The sequence below is a fragment of the Streptomyces sp. NBC_01451 genome (assembly GCF_036227485.1).
Taxonomy (GTDB): domain Bacteria; phylum Actinomycetota; class Actinomycetes; order Streptomycetales; family Streptomycetaceae; genus Streptomyces.
In genome coordinates, this window is the sequence record NZ_CP109479.1 from 4,716,534 (window position 1) to 4,735,164 (window position 18,631).

17 protein-coding genes and 1 pseudogene are annotated in these 18,631 nt (G+C 68.5%); 8 read left to right on the forward strand and 10 right to left on the reverse strand.

Annotated elements, in window-relative coordinates:
• Positions 1-187: 187 nt before the first annotated feature.
• Positions 188-1,999 carry a phosphomethylpyrimidine synthase ThiC gene (gene thiC / locus OG595_RS20700; protein WP_329273966.1) on the reverse strand — a complete coding sequence of 604 codons (1,812 nt, stop codon included), beginning with the start codon at positions 1,997-1,999 and terminating at the stop codon, positions 188-190.
• A 250-nt stretch (positions 2,000-2,249) separates the two neighbouring features.
• Between thiC and OG595_RS20705 the strand changes: the two genes are divergently transcribed.
• Entirely contained in the window at positions 2,250-4,235 is a 1,986-nt protein-coding gene (locus OG595_RS20705; RefSeq protein WP_443073091.1) for a YibE/F family protein, read from the forward strand.
• Between the two features lie 124 nt (positions 4,236-4,359).
• On the opposite strand, the gene OG595_RS20710 is transcribed toward OG595_RS20705, so the two are convergent.
• The 4 genes from OG595_RS20710 to OG595_RS20725 form a co-directional block, all read right to left on the reverse strand.
• On the reverse strand, positions 4,360-4,797 hold the full coding sequence (locus OG595_RS20710; protein ID WP_329273968.1) for an SsgA family sporulation/cell division regulator: 438 nt from the start codon (positions 4,795-4,797) through the stop codon (positions 4,360-4,362).
• A 100-nt stretch (positions 4,798-4,897) separates the two neighbouring features.
• Positions 4,898-5,806 carry an IclR family transcriptional regulator gene (locus OG595_RS20715; RefSeq protein ID WP_329283071.1) on the reverse strand — a complete coding sequence of 303 codons (909 nt, stop codon included), beginning with the start codon at positions 5,804-5,806 and terminating at the stop codon, positions 4,898-4,900.
• A 236-nt stretch (positions 5,807-6,042) separates the two neighbouring features.
• Positions 6,043-6,255, reverse strand: a complete 213-nt coding sequence (locus OG595_RS20720; protein ID WP_329273969.1) for a DUF5326 family protein — start codon at positions 6,253-6,255, stop codon at positions 6,043-6,045.
• Between the two features lie 172 nt (positions 6,256-6,427).
• Entirely contained in the window at positions 6,428-6,745 is a 318-nt protein-coding gene (locus tag OG595_RS20725) for a cupin domain-containing protein (RefSeq protein WP_055529165.1), read from the reverse strand.
• A 47-nt stretch (positions 6,746-6,792) separates the two neighbouring features.
• Here OG595_RS20725 and OG595_RS20730 point away from each other — a divergent pair, with 47 nt between their 5' ends.
• From OG595_RS20730 to OG595_RS20750, 5 genes are all read left to right on the forward strand, one after another.
• A complete protein-coding gene (locus OG595_RS20730; RefSeq protein WP_329273970.1) occupies positions 6,793-7,170 on the forward strand; it encodes a phage holin family protein in 378 nt (125 codons plus the stop codon).
• Positions 7,171-7,178: 8 nt separating this feature from the next.
• On the forward strand, positions 7,179-7,670 hold the full coding sequence (locus OG595_RS20735; protein ID WP_329273971.1) for a low molecular weight protein-tyrosine-phosphatase: 492 nt from the start codon (positions 7,179-7,181) through the stop codon (positions 7,668-7,670).
• Positions 7,667-8,836, forward strand: a complete 1,170-nt coding sequence (locus tag OG595_RS20740) for a cystathionine gamma-lyase (protein ID WP_329273973.1) — start codon at positions 7,667-7,669, stop codon at positions 8,834-8,836. The genes OG595_RS20735 and OG595_RS20740 overlap by 4 nt, the downstream gene beginning before the upstream one ends.
• A 225-nt stretch (positions 8,837-9,061) precedes the next feature.
• Complete coding sequence (locus OG595_RS20745; protein ID WP_329273974.1) at positions 9,062-9,967, forward strand: LysR family transcriptional regulator; 906 nt, start codon at positions 9,062-9,064, stop codon at positions 9,965-9,967.
• A gap of 175 nt (positions 9,968-10,142) precedes the next feature.
• Positions 10,143-10,625: an NUDIX hydrolase gene (locus tag OG595_RS20750; RefSeq protein ID WP_329273975.1), complete on the forward strand. Its 483-nt coding sequence runs from the start codon at positions 10,143-10,145 to the stop codon at positions 10,623-10,625.
• A 15-nt stretch (positions 10,626-10,640) separates the two neighbouring features.
• On the opposite strand, the gene OG595_RS20755 is transcribed toward OG595_RS20750, so the two are convergent.
• The gene (locus OG595_RS20755; RefSeq protein WP_443073092.1) at positions 10,641-12,371 is read right to left on the reverse strand and encodes a globin domain-containing protein; all 1,731 of its coding nucleotides are present in this window, start codon (positions 12,369-12,371) and stop codon (positions 10,641-10,643) included.
• 310 nt (positions 12,372-12,681) lie between these two features.
• Positions 12,682-13,314: an HAD family hydrolase gene (locus OG595_RS20760; protein ID WP_329273977.1), complete on the reverse strand. Its 633-nt coding sequence runs from the start codon at positions 13,312-13,314 to the stop codon at positions 12,682-12,684.
• 162 nt (positions 13,315-13,476) lie between these two features.
• Between OG595_RS20760 and OG595_RS20765 the strand changes: the two genes are divergently transcribed.
• Positions 13,477-14,343 (forward strand): GNAT family N-acetyltransferase, encoded by an 867-nt coding sequence (locus OG595_RS20765; protein ID WP_329273978.1) that lies wholly within the window; start codon positions 13,477-13,479, stop codon positions 14,341-14,343.
• 75 nt (positions 14,344-14,418) lie between these two features.
• Here OG595_RS20765 and OG595_RS20770 read toward each other — a convergent pair.
• Positions 14,419-15,056, reverse strand: a pseudogene (locus OG595_RS20770) (MFS transporter); the annotation flags it as partial.
• Between the two features lie 5 nt (positions 15,057-15,061).
• Between OG595_RS20770 and OG595_RS20775 the strand changes: the two are divergent.
• Positions 15,062-15,514: a GNAT family N-acetyltransferase gene (locus tag OG595_RS20775; RefSeq protein WP_329273979.1), complete on the forward strand. Its 453-nt coding sequence runs from the start codon at positions 15,062-15,064 to the stop codon at positions 15,512-15,514.
• 59 nt (positions 15,515-15,573) lie between these two features.
• Here the strand turns inward: OG595_RS20775 and OG595_RS20780 are convergent, their stop codons facing one another.
• Both OG595_RS20780 and dnaB read right to left on the reverse strand, forming a co-directional pair.
• The gene (locus OG595_RS20780) at positions 15,574-16,959 is read right to left on the reverse strand and encodes a serine hydrolase domain-containing protein (protein WP_329273980.1); all 1,386 of its coding nucleotides are present in this window, start codon (positions 16,957-16,959) and stop codon (positions 15,574-15,576) included.
• A 64-nt stretch (positions 16,960-17,023) separates the two neighbouring features.
• Complete coding sequence (gene dnaB, locus OG595_RS20785; RefSeq protein ID WP_329273981.1) at positions 17,024-18,499, reverse strand: replicative DNA helicase; 1,476 nt, start codon at positions 18,497-18,499, stop codon at positions 17,024-17,026.
• Positions 18,500-18,631: the final 132 nt, after the last annotated feature.

Consider the following 18,631-nt stretch of genomic DNA (forward strand, 5'->3'; position numbering starts at 1 on the left):
AACGATCAAGGAACGGGGAGGCTTGTCCCTTCCGTTACCGCTCGCACCGGAACGCGTCGGCCGTCCTCCCCACAAACCCGTGACCGCCGCGTCTCCAGGGCACCATCCTGTGAGCAACTCGAAACTCACTCATCCCTGGAGACGCAAACCACAACGAACCGGCCCGAGCCGACACCCGGGGCCGGTGTCAGTCCGCGATCGGCAGATAGACCCGATTACCCGACGCCGCGAACTCCTTCGACTTCTGCGCCATGCCTTGCTCGATCTCCACCGGAGTACTCAGCGTGCCGCCGTGCTCGCGGCGGATGTCGTGCGAGATCTTCATCGAGCAGAACTTCGGCCCGCACATCGAGCAGAAGTGGGCCGTCTTGGCGGGCTCGGCCGGCAGGGTCTCGTCGTGGAACTCCCGTGCTGTGTCCGGGTCGAGTGCCAGGTTGAACTGGTCCTCCCACCGGAACTCGAATCGGGCGTCGGAGAGCGCGTCGTCCCATTCCTGCGCACCTGAGTGCCCCTTGGCGAGGTCGGCTGCGTGGGCGGCGATCTTGTAGGTGATGACGCCGGTCTTGACGTCGTCACGATTGGGCAGACCCAGGTGTTCCTTGGGTGTGACGTAGCAGAGCATGGCCGTGCCCCACCAGGCGATCATCGCGGCACCGATGCCGGAAGTGATGTGGTCGTACGCCGGCGCGACGTCCGTCGTCAGCGGGCCGAGCGTATAGAACGGAGCTTCATCACAGATCTCCTGCTGAAGGTCGATGTTCTCCTTGATCTTGTGCATCGGGACATGTCCCGGGCCTTCGATCATCGTCTGTACATGGAAACGCTTCGCGATCTTGTTGAGTTCCCCGAGCGTCCGCAACTCCGCGAACTGTGCCTGGTCATTGGCGTCCGCGATCGATCCGGGGCGCAGACCGTCGCCGAGGGAATAGGTGACGTCGTAGGCGGCGAGGATCTCGCACAGTTCTTCGAAGTGCTCGTACAGGAAGGACTCCTTGTGGTGCGCCAGGCACCATGCCGCCATGATCGATCCACCACGCGAGACGATGCCGGTCTTACGGTTCGCGGTGAGCGGTACGTACGCGAGGCGGACGCCCGCGTGCACCGTCATGTAGTCCACGCCCTGCTCGGCCTGTTCGACGACCGTGTCCTTGTAGATCTCCCAGGTCAGTTCCTCGGCCCTGCCGTCCACCTTCTCCAACGCCTGGTAGAGCGGCACCGTGCCGATGGGAACGGGGGAGTTGCGCAGCACCCATTCGCGGGTGGTGTGGATGTTGCGGCCGGTGGACAGGTCCATGACCGTGTCGGCGCCCCAGCGAGTCGCCCAGGTCATCTTCTCGACCTCTTCCTCGATGGAGGAAGTGACCGCGGAGTTGCCGATGTTGGCGTTGACCTTCACCAGGAACCGCTTGCCGATGATCATCGGCTCGATCTCCGGGTGGTTGACGTTCGCGGGCAGTACCGCCCGTCCGGCGGCGATCTCCTCGCGGACCACCTCGGGGTCCACGTTCTCCCGGACCGCCACGAACTCCATCTCGGGCGTGATCTCCCCGCGGCGGGCGTACGCGAGTTGCGTCACCGCCTGTCCGTTCCGGCTCCGGCGCGGCTGCCGGGGCCTCCCGGGGAACACCGCGTCGAGGTTCCTGAGCCCGCCACGCGGCGAGGTGTGCTTGATTCCGTCGTCCTCCGGGCGGAGGGGGCGGCCCGCGTACTCCTCGGTGTCGCCGCGGGCGATGATCCAGTTGTCGCGCAGCGGGGCCAGCCCTCTGCGGACGTCGGTGTCGACCTGCGGATCGGTGTACGGGCCTGACGTGTCGTACAGACTGACCGACTTCCCGTTGGTGAGGTGCACCTGACGGACCGGCACCCGCAGGTCGGGGCGCGAGCCACCGACATACCCCTTGTGCCAGCCCACGGACTTCCCGGCCTCCTGGGACTGTTCGCCCTCGATGGGCTGTCGGTCCTGGTCGGAGGCAGGCGTGCGTGTGTCCTTGATGGTCATGAGACCTACTCCCTACGCCGGCATTACCCGGTAACAGGTTCAGCGGTCGACGCAGCGGATTCCGTCTGCCGATGTTTCATGTGAAACATCACTCGTTCCACATGTTCCACGTGAAACATCGCTAAGACGGAGGTCAGCGCCCTCTCAGCCCGGTGCTCCGAGCTCCCGCGTGTGCAAAGGTGCCTCCACGCTAGCGTCAATTTGGGCGAGGTGAACAGAGGGCCCCTGCCGTTCTTGCGATGATCGGGCGGTGACCACGACGCAAGGACCCCCGTACCCGTCCTCCGAGCCACCGCACGGAAGCCGTGCCGGACACGGCTCTGGGCCGGGCAATGGAAACGGCGGCGATACCGGCCAAGGCCGCGTGCTCCGGTCCAGCAACGGCTCCGGCGGCCCCGGCGGTGTGTCCGGGCCCGGGTCGGGAACAGACAGCGCCGGTGGGGCGACCGGACCGGGTGGCGGTCCTGGATACGGGCCCGGCCGGAGGATCGATCGCGGCTACGGGCCCGGAGCAAGGCCGAATCCGAGGCCGAATCCGGGGCCGATGCCAATGCCTGAGGCAGGGGCAGGCCAAGGTGGCCGGCCGGGTCCGGGCGGCCAAGGCCCGGGCTTCGGAGTCCAGGGGCCCGGGACCGGACGGTTCGGACCTCTTCCCTCTTCCGGTGGCGGCCGAGGTCCTGGCCCCGGACCAGGCGGTGGTCACGATCACGGATCCGGCCCGGGTCGGGGCGCCGACCATGGGCACCCCGGGGACGGCCACGGCGACGGTCACCGCGGCGGACCTGGCGGCGGTTCTGGCGGCGGGCACGGGCCTGGTGACGGGCGCGGGCCTGGGCACGGGCACGGCGACGCCCACGGGCCCGATGACAACCACGGTCACGCACACGGCCACAGTCACAGCCATGGCCCGGCGGCCCCTGTCTCCATCCACCTCCGGAAGATCATCGGGGCGATCCTGATCCCCTTCGCCGTGGCGGTCGTAGTCGGGCTCGTGGTGCTGTGGCCCGGGGGCGCCCCGGCTCACGAGCGCACCGGCGTGGGCTTCGACCGGCAGACCCAGGAGGCCACGGTCACCAAGGTCGTCGCGGTGGACTGCAAGTCTGTCAACGCCTCGGGGGAGACCCCGACCGGCGACACGTCGACCGCCGAGGGCTCCTCGGCCCAGCAGCAGGCGACCGGCGACTGCAAGAGGGCGACGATCCGGGTCGACACCGGTGCCGACAAGGGTCGTACGTTCACGGAGATCGTCCAGCCCGACCAGTCACGGCAGTTGCACCAGGACGAGAAGGTCGTGGTCGCCTACGAGCCCTCGGCGCCGAAGGACCTTCAGTACTCGGTGGCCGACGTCAACCGCAGGTTCCCCATGGCCCTGCTGGCCGGCATCTTCGCGCTCGCCGTCGTGATCGTGGGACGCATGCGCGGTGTGATGGCGCTGGTCGCACTGGCGGTCAGCTTCATGGTCCTGACCTTCTTCATCCTGCCGGCGGTCCTCCAGGGCTCGAATCCGCTGGTCGTGGCGGTGGTCGGAGCCAGCGCCATCATGCTGATCGCGCTCTACATGTGCCACGGCCTCTCGGCCCGTACATCCGTGGCGGTGCTCGGCACCCTGATCTCGCTGGTGCTGATCGGCGTCCTCGGCTCCCTGTTCATCGGCTGGGCCGCACTGACCGGCAACACGGACGACAACACGGGCCTGATCCATGGCCTGTATCCGTCCATCGACATGAGCGGCCTGCTGCTCGCGGGCGTCATCATCGGTTCGCTCGGTGTCCTGGACGATGTGACGGTGACGCAGACATCGGCGGTCTGGGAACTCCACGAGGCCAATCCGACAATGGGATGGCGCGGGTTGTACCGCGCCGGCATCCGCATCGGCCGTGACCACATCGCGTCCGTCGTCAACACTCTCGTCCTCGCCTACGCGGGTGCCGCGTTGCCGCTGCTGCTGCTCTTCTCGATCGCGCAGAGCAGCGTCGGGGCCGTCGCCAACAGCGAACTCGTCGCGGAGGAGATCGTGCGGACCCTGGTGGGCTCGATCGGCCTTGTCGCGTCCGTGCCGGTGACCACGCTCCTGGCCGCCCTGATGGTCTCCGCCGACCGCCCGGGCACGGCAGCACCGGCCGCAGGAGCGGCAGCGGGGGCCGGACCGGGGACAGGTGCTGCGGCAGCGATGGCGGGAGCGGCGACCGAGGCGGCCCCGGCCCGCGCCGGGAAGGGCCGTCGCCGCAAGCACTGACGCGGCCGGCATCCGCTCCGGGCCCGCACCGAAGCAGGGCTGTGCGCGGAGTACTGCTGTAACGCTTCTCCCCGGCGCGAGGAGAAGCGTTACAGCACTGTCGGGGACTCGGCGCGCATCAAGCTCAGCCCGCGCTCTGTTCCTCCGCCAGGATGCGGTCCAGCGCCTCGTCGAGGTGGGCGTCGAAGTCGGCGAGGGAACGCTCCTGCCCCAGCGGCACGAGCTTGTCCGTGCGGTCGAGGAAGGCCACCAGCGGCGCCGCACCGGAGCGGAACAGCGCCTGGTCGGCGCCGACCTGAAGCCGGATCAGCACCTCGCCCAGGACATCGGCGTCGGCGGGCGAGATCCGCACATCTCCGTCCCCGCAGGGGCGCCCCACCCCGTCGATCAGCAGCTCGCGTCCGAAGGCCCAGGTCACAGGGGCGTCGCCAGGCAGATGGAAGGTCAGCCGGACGGCATAGGGATCACAGGTCTCGTAGCGCAGCTCCACCGGAATGCGGAAGGAGAGCTCCTCCGAGACAAGAAAGCTCATCATGACTTCTGCCTGCACCGACTCGCGCATCGCCTAACCCCGTCACTTGCCGTGGACTGGCCTGGAATCATCGCTCTGATACTGCTCGAATCTTGCTGAAAGTACACGATGAATCACAAGGAGTGAGTTTTCAGATACTGATAGAGATCGCGAGTGACCCCAGCAGTCTTCCTACCTCTGTCTGCAACTGCTGTGCCGCGTCTAGCAGTCGATCAGCCTGGTGGGAAGGAAGAGAAATGGCCAAAGTGGCAGCCGTGGAACCGATGGTGATCGGAACCGCCGCGCAGACCGTGCCCAGCGCGTACTCCTGCCGCTCCACGACCAGTTCCATGCGCCGCATCCGGTCGAGACGGCGCAGCAGCGTGTGGCTGTCACGCACTGTGTAGGGGGTGACAGCCTGTACGGGGTGACGGTCGAGATGGTCCCGGCGGCACTGCTCGTCCAACTGGGAGAGCAGGCACTGTCCGATGGCGTGCGCGTGCCCGGTCTCACGGAAGTCCGCCCATTCCTCCACCGCCGGGTTGCCGGGGGTGTCGGAGACGCACATGACCTCGATCTCGCCGTCGCGGTACACCGCGTAGTACACGGGTACGCCGATGGTGTCCCGCCAGTGCGCGAGTGCGTCCACCACCGTGCTGCGACGTTTCTGCCTCGCACCGCTGCTGCCCAGCCGCTCGGCCGCCTCACCGAGGAAGAACAGCCCCTTTTCTCGCCGCAGATAGCCCTCGAAGACGAGCGTCCGCAGGAGGTGGTACGCGGTCGGGAGGGCGAGGCCGGTCTCGCGGGCCAACTGCTTGGCCGGTGCGCCGTGCTCGTGGGCGGCGACGGACTCCAGCAGGCGCATCGCCCGTTGCACGGAGCCGATGAGGGTCGCCGTAGGGAGCGGTTCGGCGGGCGGCACGGGGACGAGGGCGGGCACGAGGGACGGCCCTGGCCTCTCGGCGGGTCGGCCGCGAGTCCTCGGGGAGGGCGCGGTCCGCTGCTCGGGCCGGCGCTGAACGGGTGGAGCCTGTGGTTCCGCGGGTGCGGTGTCGACCATGACGAGGGTCACTCTCGAAGGCGAGGGGGGCTGCCCGTGCGGAAGGGCACGGGAAGAGGGGGTACGCCGTCCGCGAGGGTTGTCCCCGCGTCGAATTCCGGACTCTAACCGCCTGTCACCGCGCGCAGACGGCCCGTACGGGAAACTTCCCCCACCCGAGCGAACCGGCGAATTCTGTTACCGGCGCCCGCGCCGTCCCGCCCACCGGTTCCCGTGCCCCTCTCGCCCCACGGCTCTCACCAGTCGCTGCGCGACGACGAGCTCGACATGAACTTCCGTACGACGTAGATGAGTCCGCCGACGAGGGCGACGAAGACCAGCAACTTGAACAGCAGGGTTACGACGATTCCGACGACGGTCACTATCAGCCCGCCGAACACGACGAGGGCGATGACCGGCACCGCGACCCACTTCACCCACCACGGCATTCCCGCGAAGATCTCTCGCATCGCCCTTTTCCTCACTCTCGGCCCGTCGCATCCGCCGGGGCCTGTGCCCTTCGCTCGTGCCGGGACATTCGATGTTCCGCCTTCGATGCTAGGGCCGACAGGGGGTCCGGCGGGGGCCTCGCATCCCTTGTCCTCCCCTGATCGATCCCTTAGGGAACCCCGAGGCAGCGGGTCAGCCCTCGGGCGGAGAGAAGACCACCATGACCCGCAGATCCTCGCTGATGTGGTGGAACTTGTGAGCCACCCCGGCCGGCACGTACACGACACTGCCGCGTGCCACCTGGGTCGTCTCCATGCCGACCGTGATCGCGGCCCGCCCGCTCACCACGAAGTACACCTCGTCCTGGCGATGGGGCTGCTGCGGGTCCTGCTCGCCCGCGTCCAGTGCGTACAGGCCGACCGACATGTTCCGTTCATGCAGGAACTGCAGGTAGGCACCGTCGTTGGCGGCACGTTCCGCCTCCAGTTCATCCAACCGGAATGCCTTCATCGCCCTCGCCCACCTCGTAACCGATCTCTTCTGCCACGATCAGACACATGAAGAATTTCCTAGTCAAGACGATCGCCAACGCGGGCGCCCTCGGCGTGGCCGTGTGGGTCCTCGACAAGATCACCCTGACCGGTGACAGCACGGGCAAGAAGATCGGCACACTGGTTGTCGTCGCCCTCCTGTTCGGCCTGGTGAACTTCCTGGTCAAACCGCTCGTGAAGGTGCTCACCTTCCCGCTGTTCATCCTCACGCTCGGCCTGATCACGCTCGTGGTCAACGCCCTTATGCTGCTGCTCACCTCATGGCTGGCCGACAAGTTCGACCTGAGTTTCCACGTCGAGGGCTTCTGGACGGCCGTCCTGGGCGGCCTGATCATCTCGATCGTGTCCTGGGCGCTGCACATGGTCCTTCCCGACGAGGACTGAGGAGCCCGATGCCCTACCGCGTCTGTTTCGTCTGCACCGGCAATATCTGCCGCTCCCCGATGGCGGAGTCCGTCTTCCGCGCGCGCGTGGAGGAGGCCGGGCTGGCGGGCCTCGTAGAGGTCGACAGTGCGGGTACGGGCGGTTGGCATGAGGGCGACGGCGCCGACCCCCGCACGGTCTCCGTGCTGGCGGCCGCCGGTTACGACGGCGATCACGCGGCCCGCCAGTTCCGGGCCGCGTGGTTCGCCCGTCTCGACCTCGTCGTCGCCCTCGACACGGGCCATCTGAAGGCCCTGCGCCGTCTGGCGCCCACTCCGCAGGATGCGGACAAGGTCCGCCTGCTGCGCTCGTACGATCCCGCAGCAGGTACGGATCTGGATGTCCCCGACCCGTACTACGGGGGTATGGACGGCTTCGAGGAGTGCCTTGAGATGGTGGAGGCGGCGAGCGTGGGCCTGCTCGCCACGGTGCAGACGGAAGTGGAAGGACGACCGGTATGACTGATTCGGGCGCGAACGAGGGTTCGGGCGTTCGCGCGAACCCGGGCATGGGCGACGGCACGCGCGCGGTGCGGGCCGGGCTGCCCGAGCCGGTCAAGCACGCGCCGGCCCTCCCCGGCCCGGTGTTCGCGGCCCACTACCACCTGCCGGGCACCCCCACCGGCCCCTACACCTACGGCCGCGACGAGAACCCGACCTGGACGCTGCTGGAGCGCGCCATCGGCGAGCTGGAGGCACCGGAACAGGACGGCGTCGAGACGCTCGTCTTCGCTTCCGGGATGGCCGCCGTCTCATCGGTGCTCTTCTCCCAGCTGAGCACCGGGGACACCGTCGTCCTGCCCGGCGACGGCTACCAGGCGCTGCCCCTGGTCCGGGCCCAACTGGAGGCGTACGGCATCGAGGTGCGCACCGCGCCGACCGGCGGCAACGCTCAGCTCGACGTTCTCGACGACGCGCGGCTGTTGTGGATCGAGACGCCGTCGAACCCCGGACTCGACGTGTGCGACGTACGGCGGCTCGCCGAGGCGGCACACGCGCGTGGCTGCCTTGTGGCCGTCGACAACACCCTGGCGACTCCGCTCGGCCAGCGCCCGCTGGAACTCGGCGCCGACTTCTCCGTGGCCAGTGGGACCAAGCAGCTCACCGGGCACGGCGACGTGCTGCTCGGTTACGTCACCGGTACGGACCCCTCCGCGATGGCCGCCGTACGGCGGTGGCGGAAGATCGCCGGGGCGATTCCCGGGCCCATGGAGGCCTGGCTCGCGCACCGGTCGATCGCCACGCTCCCCTTGCGTGTCGACCGGCAGGACGCCACCGCGCAGGTTCTCGCCGAGTCCCTGCGCGGGCGGCCCGAGGTGACAGGGCTGCGTTATCCGGGGCTGCCGGAGGATCCCTCGTACAAGATCGCTTCGCAGCAGATGCGGCGCTATGGGTGTGTGGTTTCCTTCGCGCTGCCCACGCGCGCGCGTGCCGACCGTTTTCTCGACGCTCTGACGCTCGTGGACGACGCCACGAGCTTCGGCGGGGTCCGGTCCACGGCCGAACGGCGCGGCCGGTGGGGCGGGGACGCGGTGCCCGAGGGCTTCATTCGTTTTTCGGTCGGCGCCGAGGACCCGGACGACCTGGTGGCGGATGTGCTGCGCGCGCTGGAGGAGTCGACGGACTGACCTGTCGGGCCGGGGCCGGGAGATGGTCCGCTATGGCCGATGGCGGTCCGAGCCTCCCCCCTCGTGGCTCGGACCGCCGCGATTCCCCGCGCGAAGAACCGCGCGCACAAGGCTAGTTGACTCTGTGTCAGTGTCCAATCACTGTAGCGACAGGGCCCTATCGACTTATTTATAGTTGGGCGGAGCGGGGGGCTGAGGAAGGGCAGGGAAGGAGGAGCGCGCGTCGTGGACCTGGCCTTGCTGCGCACCTTCGTGACCGTCCACCGAGCCGGCTCCTTCACTCGTGCCGCCGCTCTGCTCGGCCTCTCGCAGCCTGCCGTCACCTCGCAGATCCGCACCCTGGAGCGGCAGCTGGGGCGCCCTCTGTTCCTGCGCCAGGCCCGTGGTGTGACCCCCACGACCATCGGCGACGAGCTCGCGCACAAGGCCGCGCCACATCTGGACGCGCTCGTGGAGATCACCGAGACCGGCCTGGACGAGGACTCCTCCGTACGCACGCTGCACCTGGCCGGGCCACCGGAGTTCACCGCGGAACGCGCGCTGCCCGCACTTACGGAGCTGACCGGGGACGACGGCCAGGGCTTCGCCCTGCGTGTCTCCTTCGGCAATGCCGAGGAAACCCTGGAAGGCCTGTCCGCCGGGCATCATGATCTGGCCATCACTACGACCCGTCCGCGCGGCACCCTGCTCACAGCGACTGCGCTCTGCGACGAGGAGCACGTCCTGGTAGCCGCTCCGCGCTGGGCCGCCGAGGTCGCCCCCGGGAAGCTGCGCCGCAAGGGGGCGTCCGTCCTGCAGGACCTCCCTGTGGTGGAGGTCCACGAATCGCTGCCACTCGTCGCCCGCTACTGGGCCTCCGTCTTCAGCTCCCACCCCACCGCCTCGGGCACCGTCATCGTCCCCGACCTGCGTGCGGTGCTCGCCTGCGCGGCCGCGGGTGCGGGACTCGCGGTACTGCCCCGGTATCTGTGCGCGCCCGCCCTGGAACGCGGCGAGGTGGTCGCTCTGCACGATCCGGCGGTGCCTCCACTGCGCACGTATTTCCTGGTGGTCCGCACCGGCACACTGGCGCTGCCGCACATCGCGCGGGCGCACGAATGGCTCCAGCACGCGGCGGCCCACTGGGGCTGAGCCTCGGTACGGCCTGGGATCCCTCTGTAGACCCTGAGGACCTCTGCGGAGCTCTGCGATGTTTCACGTGAAACAGGCATTTCACCTCATGCGGTCCAGCGCCTTTGCTTCGTCGAGAGCACTTCGTGGGGGGCCGACATGTTTCACGTGGAACCAGCCGGGCCACATTTCTCCCATGACCGTCCGACCCGTGGTCAAGCGCACCGCACGCGCCATCCTGCTCGATGGCGACGACCTGATCCTCATCAAGCGGACCAAGCCGAGTGTTGATCCCTACTGGCTCACTCCGGGTGGCGGCGTCGAACCGGACGATGCGACCGTCGTCGACGCCCTGCACCGTGAAGTGCACGAAGAGCTGGGTGCCAAGATCACCGACGTGGTGCCCTGCTTCGTGGACACCGTCGAGCACATCGGCGCGGACGGCGGCGCCACGGGCGTGAAGGTCCAGCACTTCTTCGTCTGCCGTCTGGAGACCATGGACCCCTCGCTGCGACACGGCCCCGAAATCGACGAGCCCTGCGGCGAGTACGAGATCGTCCGTATCCCCTTCACCCGGGTCGGCATTGCCTCCGTCCATCTCGTACCGCTCTCGCTGCGCCACTATCTGGACGGGAACATCGAGGGTGTACGGGCGATGCACGCGCCCGACCTGGGCTGACAGCGCGCAGCCGGGTCAGTTGCCGGTGGCGACCAGTTCCTCCACCGAGTCGTGGCGGATCCGTTCCGCGGGGATTCCGGCGCGCAGCAGCGCGTCCACACCGCTGCGGATCATCCCGGGCGGGCCCGACAGGTAGGCGTCGTACTCGTACCAGGGCCCGTACTCCCGTACGGCGTCGGGAAGCTGGAGATTCGCCTGCTGGTCTATGATCGCGCGCACCGAGAGCCAGGAATGGCTCTGCTGAAGCCGCAGCATGGTGTCGATGTCGTACAGGTCGAGATCTGTACGGGCACCGTAGAAGACCTCGACCCGCCGCCTGTCACCGTGCTCGGCGACGTCCTCGACCAGTGCCTTGATGGGCGCGATTCCGGTGCCTCCACCCAGACAGAGCAGGCCGCTGTTGGTGGTGTGGTCGACGGTCATCGCGCCGGCGGGCGGTCCGAGCCGGACGATGTCTCCGGGCTGGGCACGGTGTACCAGCGCGTTGGAGACCCAGCCCGCAGGCACCGCCTTCACGTGGAACGACAGCAGACCGTCGGAGCGGGGCGCCGAGGCGAATGAGTAGTGCCGCCAGATGCGGGGCCACCACGGCGTCTCCAGGCTCGTGTACTGCCCGGCGAGGAACGGGTACGGCTGGTCGGGCCGGACGGTGATGACGGCGACGTCCGGGGTCCTGCGGTCGTGCGAGACCACCTCCCCGTACCACCACGGCGGAGCGCGCAGTTCGTCGACAGCGGCAGCGTCGATCATCACCTGCGCCATCGTCGTGTACGCCCGTACCCAGGCCGCTTCGGTCTCCGGGTCCCAGATCTCGGCGGCATACCGGCTCAGTGAGCCGATGAGGCACTCGCCGACGGCCGGGTAGTGCTCGGGGCGGGTGCCGTACTTGCGGTGGCCGCGGCCGAGGTTCTTCAGATACGCGACGAGGACCTCGGTGTTGTCGATGTGCTCGGCGGCGGTGAGGAGTGCTTTGAGCAGCCGGTCCCGCTGGGTGTCCATGGCGGCCGGGAAAAGTGAACGCAGTTCGGGATGGCGTACGAAGAGGAGCGCGTAGAAGTACGAGGTGGCCTTGTCGGCGACAGGACCGACCGCTTCCATGGTCCGCCGGATGAGCACCGCGTCCGGGGACGGCTGCTGGAGCGGCTCGGAAGCCGGAGGGTGCGGCTGCACAGGCAGGCGCGGTTCGAAGTGCTGCGCGGGGGGAGTGCGGGAAGCCTCGGAGGTGGTGACCGCGAGAGCCGGCACCGGGCTGAGGAGCGGTGCGGGGGGAACTGGGTCGGGGGCCCCCGTCGACGTGTCGGAAGCCGACGCCGTGGAAGCCGGGGTCACCGGGGCGAAGGGGGGGCGAACCGGGGTCTCGGTGGCCGCAGGCGCGGGAGTGAAGGGCGCGGGAAGCGGTGACGCGGGAACGAGGGGCAGCGGAGGCAGAGGTGCGGAAGTCGGAGGCATCGCCGGGGGTTCAGGGGCCGGCGGCACGGGTATTCGATCTTCCCTCGGCGGAGGCTCGGCCCCGTCCTGACGGGTGTGGGCATCCGGCGAAGGGCTCGTGGCGGCGCTTGCAGTGGGCCTTCCCACGGGACGCAACGCGGCCAGTCGATTGCCTTCTGTTGCCTCTTGCTCACCGCCCGGGGGCGTCTCCGGCTGCTTGCGCGGTTTGAACCAGCCGCCCCCGCCGCTGCCGTCGGAAGTGCCGTTGTCGGCCGACGTGGTGGTCGGAGCGTCCATGGTCTGCCTCGCCTCGAACATCTTTCGGTCGGTCTGCGCACTTCCTGGGTCGGAATGTGCTCGCGTTCCCCCGCTGACGGCTTGCTTTCCCCGTTCGCCCCCTGTCCAATGCGGCCACATTCAACCCGTGCCTCCGCCGCGTAACCGGAAATACGAGTCTTCGATCTCTCCGTCCCCTTAGGGTCCATTGCCCCGCTCTTGCCACGCGTGCGGGATACGAACCCCCGGTACGGACAGGAACCGGAGTCGACCATACCGGCCGTCGGCGAGCGCACAAGTCCCGCCCTTGTTCACCGCAGACGAGCAAGGGGCGAACCATCAATTCCCTCAACTACCGGGCGCCGCACACCAATTCATAGGCATCCCACAAATCCTGCCCCGCGTACGTGTGGGTCGCGAGGCCCACCAGATGGCTGTCGCCGTTGACCGCGACAGAAACGGGTACCACCGCGAAGAGTTCCGCGTCGGAGAGCGAATCGCCGTACGCGACACAGTCCGTCCGGGTCAGCCCGAACCGCCCGCAGAGCCGGTCCGCGATCTCCACCTTGGCCGCGGGCGTCAGGATTCCGGCGGGGTCCAGCGGCTCCGTGAAGGGCACCGCCGGGAAGCGCGAGCCATGCGCCGCATGCGCGCCCCACCCTGTCAGCCGCTCGACGAAGAACGAGGGCGACAGAGAGACGACAGCGCAGTACTCCCCTCGGCTCCGGATCTCGTCCCATGTCTCCCTGATCCGCCGCAGCCAGGGCGCTTCCGCGAAGGCCGCGTCGACATGGGCCACCGTCAACTCCGCCCAGAGAAGGCGCACGCGCCGGGCGTACTCCACAGGCTCGACACGCCGTGCCACGAAGTCCCGCTCCAACTCGGCAATTTCGCGGTCGAGCCCGAGTTGCCGGGATATCTCGACGGGGGCCGCCGAGCCGTGCAGCAGTGTTCCGTCGAGGTCGAAGAGATGCAGTCTCGTCATGGGTGCCGAGGCTATGGCCTGTCGTCCGATGACCGATGCTCAGCGTTTCACGTGAAACATCTGTCCATGCCCTGCACGGACCGGCACGACATGGCCAAAAGAGCGTGCGTACGGCCGCAAACAGGTGGACGTCGGGGGCGCCGGTCGGACAGCCTGACCTGCGTGCCGACTCCTTCCCTCGCTGAGCTGCCCGTCCGCCGTCTGACGCATCGCGATCTCACCGCCTGCGCCGACTTGTCCGAGGACCGGGGCTGGCCCCGTGAGGAGCACAAGTGGGGTCTCCTGCTCACGGCCGGGAAGGGCTACGGCATCGACGACCCCGGCGGCGGACTGGTCGCCGCATGTGTCGTCACCGAGTACGGACTGTACGGAAACCCCGAGTTGGGAGCCATCGGCATGGTGCTGGTCGCCGAGCGGCACGCCGGACAGGGCGTCGGACGTCGGCTGATGCGGCACGTCGTCGCCGCGATGGGCACCACGCCACTGACCCTCCACGCGACCCCGAACGGCCGCCCTCTCTACGAAGAACTCGGCTTCAAGGTCAGCGGCGAGGCTGTGATGGTGCGCGGCCACTTCACGCCTCGGGGGCCGGAGCCCGAAGTCGCCACGCGCGCGGCCACGGCCGAGGATCTCGCCGAAATCATCCGGCTCGACGAGGAGGTGTTCGGCACCGACCGCACCCCCATCATCACTCGGCTGCCCGCCTTCTCCGACCAGTTGCGCGTCGCCGAGGAGCACGGCCGGATCATCGGCTACGCGGCGGCCTGGCCCAACATGGACACCCATGTCGTCGGTCCGCTGATCGCCCGAGACACGGCGACGGCGAAGGCACTCCTCGGCTCACTCGCCGCCCGTACGGACCGCCCGCTGCGCACGGACATCGACGTACGGCACGAGGAACTGCTGGCATGGGTGAAGGAACGCGGGCTGGCGGCGCTGGACCTCAACGCGGTGATGACCTACGGAATCCCCGAACTGCCCGGTGACTGGAAGCGGCGCTTCGCACCCCTGACGGTGGCAGCGGGCTGAGGACCCGCGGCCAGAGACGCACACACCGGCTGCCGGAAGACGCGGCGGCTCCGATCTCGCGCCGCCCGGCCCGGGTCACCGGCGGAGCGCTGCCTGCTGCCTGACAGACGGGTCGCCGGTGACGACTGCACCGCGTCCACCGGCGCGCCGCTCCAGGGCAGCCGACACGAAGGCGAGGAGCAGGGCGCCGGTGGCGAGAGCGGCGCCGACCCAGTGGGGGCGGTGCAGCCGAGACCCGCCGCGATCACCATGCCTCCGAGCCAGGCCGAGAGTGCGTTGCCGAGGTTGAAGGCACCGATGTTGACGGCCGAGGCCGGCGTCGGCGCACCGTGCGCCTGGTCGAGGACCCGCTTCTGCAACGGCGGGACGGTGGCGAAGCCCAGCGCACCGATCAGCGCGATCGTGACGGCCGCGAGGACCTTGTGATGGGCGGTGACCGTGAAGAGGGCGAGTACGACGGCCAGGGCACCCAGGGAGACGTACAGCAGCGGCATCAGGGCGCGGTCCGCGTACCTGCCGCCGACCAGGTTGCCCCCGACCATGCCGACGCCGAAGAGGACCAGCAGCCAGGTGACGGAGCCGTCCGTGAAACCGGCGACGTGGGTCATCATCGGCGCGATGCAGGTGATGGCGGCGAAGACACCGCCGAAGCCGAGAACGGTCATCGCCATGGCGAGCAGCACCTGGGTGTTCCAACCTCCCCGCATAGGGTGCGACCATGGGAGATCTTGAGATACGGCCCGCGACCATGGCGGACGTTCCCGCGATCGTCGGCATGCTCGCCGACGACCCGCTGGGCGCGCAGCGCGAGTCACCGGACGACTTGACCCCGTACCTGACCGCACTGGCCCGTCTGGCCGGCGACCCGAACCAGCATCTGGTCGTCGCGGCCCGCGAGGGGCACGTGGTCGGCACGCTCCAGCTGACGATCGTTCCGGGACTGTCCCGCAAGGGCGCGACCCGGTCGATCATCGAGGGTGTGCGTGTGCACGCCGCCGAACGCGGCAACGGTCTTGGCGGCCTGCTCATCGAGTGGGCGATCGACACGTCGCGCCGGGAGAACTGCCAGTTGGTTCAGCTGACTTCGGACGTCACGCGCACGGAAGCCCACCGCTTCTACGAACGGCTCGGCTTCACGCCTTCACATGTGGGCTTCAAACTCCAGCTCTGAAACACTGCGGAGAAGCGTCATGTTTCACGTGAAACATGACGCTTCTCCGCAGTCGGCGCCTAGCTGATCCCGCGCCACCCTTCCGGATCCACCCCACCCGGCACGGACGCCCCCTCGTCGTACGGCTGACGCACGAAGACGAACGACCCGAGGTCCAGGTGGTCCACGACTCCGTTCGGCCCTCGTACGGCCCTCAGAAGCTCTCCGGCGAAGTAGCCGTCGAGGCCCGTCCAGGTTCCGTCGCCGTTCGGCCTGAAGCGCGAGCGGCGGCCGATGCCGGCCAAGGGACCCAGCGAAACGCCCCCGTCGACCGACAGCCTCAGCGCATAAGGGGTGGTCCCCCAGTACCACTGGCCCGTCAACTCCAGTACACCTCTGTCGACTTCGGGCAACGGGCGCCACGGCTCGGGAATCCGCGGCTCAGCCTCCGCGACGATCCTTACGAGGTCGGCGGCGACCGCGGACACCGGCGGACCAGAGGTGCAGTTGGCCAGGACGACGGCCGCCAGGTCGTCCGCCACGCTGATGGTGAGACTCGCGAGGAACCCGGGCAGCGATCCTCCGTGCCCCACCAGCAGTCGGCCGTCCCGGTACTGGACCTGCATACCCAGGCCGTACGCCGAACCCTCGGCCACGTCCTCCGGCTCGGGCGGAGCGGCCGGCGTACGCATCTCCGCAACCGACGCGGCACTCAGCACCCGGTCGTCCCCCTTGGCGAGGAAGGCGGCGAAGCGCGCCAAGTCTCCTGTGGTGGACCAGAGTTGACCGGCCGGTGCCATCCGTCCGAGATCCTCCGTCGGCTCCGGGAGCAGCACATCGGCCCAGGGATGCACGGCCCAGCCACCCGCGTGCGGCGCCTGCGGCTGCCCGCTGGTCCGCTCCAGCCCCAAGGGTTCGAGCACCTCACGGCGCAGCACGTCCTCCCACGGAGCACCTCGCAACTCCTCGACCAGCGCGCCGAGAACGCTGTAGCCAGGGTTCGAGTAGTGGTGGCGTCGGCCCACGGGATGCAGCAACGGCCGGTCCCCGAGTACGTCGGCCAGCTCGGGTCGCAGTGATCCCGGTGTCCGCTCCCACCAGGGTGCGGGCGACTCGGCCGCCAGCCCACCGGTGTGCGCGAGCAGTTCGGCGATGGAGGCCTCCCCCGCGCCGGTACCCGGCAGATGCTTCTCCAACGGATCGACGAGGTCGAGAAGCCCTTCGTCGCGCAGCCGCATCACCAGTACAGCGGTGAAGGTCTTGGTGATCGAACCGATCCGGTACTGCACGTCGGCATCGGGGGCGTGGCCGTCCACCGAAGTACGCGCCCCTGTCCACACCGTCTCTCCACCGCGCACCACCGCCGCGACCAACGACGGCGCCCGCCCCTCGCTCTGGGCAGCGGCGATCCGATGCAGCAGGGCCCGCCGCGTGCCGGGAAGAAGCTCGTCCTGAGGTGTTGTCATGGGACAAGTCCATCGGTCGTGCCGCGTTGCGTCGAGCACATTTCCCCCCTCCGCGGGGCACGCGTCACGTCTGGGCCATGTCCACGAACCGTGAATAGTGACCCTGGAAGGCGACCGTGATCGTCGCCGTCGGGCCGTTTCGGTGCTTGCCCACGATGATGTCCGCCTCGCCCGCGCGCGGCGACTCCTTCTCGTAGGCGTCCTCGCGGTGCAGGAGGATCACCATGTCCGCGTCCTGCTCGATGGAGCCGGACTCACGCAGGTCGGAGACCATGGGTTTCTTGTCCGTACGCTGCTCGGGGCCACGGTTCAGCTGCGACAGCGCGATCACCGGCAGCTCCAGTTCCTTGGCGAGGAGCTTCAGGTTTCGCGACATGTCGGAGACCTCCTGCTGGCGGCTCTCGGAACGCTTGCCGCCGGACTGCATCAGCTGGAGGTAGTCGATGATCACGAGCTTCAGGTCGGCGCGCTGCTTGAGGCGGCGGCACTTGGCACGGATCTCCATCATCGACAGGTTCGGGGAGTCGTCGATGTACAGCGGCGCGGCCGACACGTCAGGCATACGGCGCGCGAGCCGGGTCCAGTCCTCGTCGGTCATCGTGCCGGAGCGCATGTGGTGAAGGGCCACACGTGCCTCGGCGGACAGCAGACGCATGGCGATCTCGTTGCGGCCCATTTCGAGGGAGAAGATCACGCTGGGCATGTTGTGCTTGATCGAACAGGCACGGGCGAAGTCCAGCGCCAGCGTCGACTTACCCATGGCGGGGCGGGCCGCGATGATGATCATCTGGCCGGGGTGCAGACCATTGGTGAGTTGGTCGAGGTCGGTGAACCCGGTCGGCACACCGGTCATCTCCCCCGAACGTGAGCCGATCGCCTCGATCTCGTCGAGCGCGCCCTCCATGATGTCGCCGAGCGGCAGATAGTCCTCCGTGGTGCGCTGCTCGGTGACCGCGTAGATCTCGGCCTGGGCGCTGTTGACGATCTCGTCGACGTCCCCGTCGGCCGCGTATCCCATCTGGGTGATGCGGGTTCCCGCCTCGACCAGCCGCCGCAGGACCGCCCGCTCGTGCACGATCTCCGCGTAGTACTCGGCGTTCGCCGCCGTCGGCACCGTCTGCACCAGCGCGTGCAGATAGGGAGCGCCGCCGACCTTGGTGATCTCGCCCCGTCTGGTGAGTTCGGCCGCGACCGTGATGGGGTCGGCCGGCTCGCCCTTCGCATAGAGATCGAGGATCGCCGTGTAGACGATCTCGTGCGCGGGCCGGTAGAAGTCGTGGCCCTTGAGTACCTCGACGACGTCGGCGATCGCGTCCTTGGACAGCAGCATGCCGCCGAGGACCGACTGCTCGGCGTCGAGATCCTGGGGCGGTACACGCTCGAAAGCGGTGCTCTCGCTTTCCCAGGCGCCGTTCTCGCGACCGCGGTCGTGCTGTTCGTCGCGGCCCCGGCCTCCTTCGCGGCGTTGTCGGGAGGGTGGCAGACGATCACTGGGACCGCTGTCGGCCCACGGATCGTCCAAGGGCTCGGAAATACTCACCGAGCCACCTCCTCCCGTCCGCAGAGCGGACCTCGCCGTGCCCCTCTTTTCTACGGCACGGCACTGACAAATAAGACGCCCAACTCCGGTTCCGGCGCGTCGGTTTTGTGACGTTTCCGAGGCTGGGAGAAG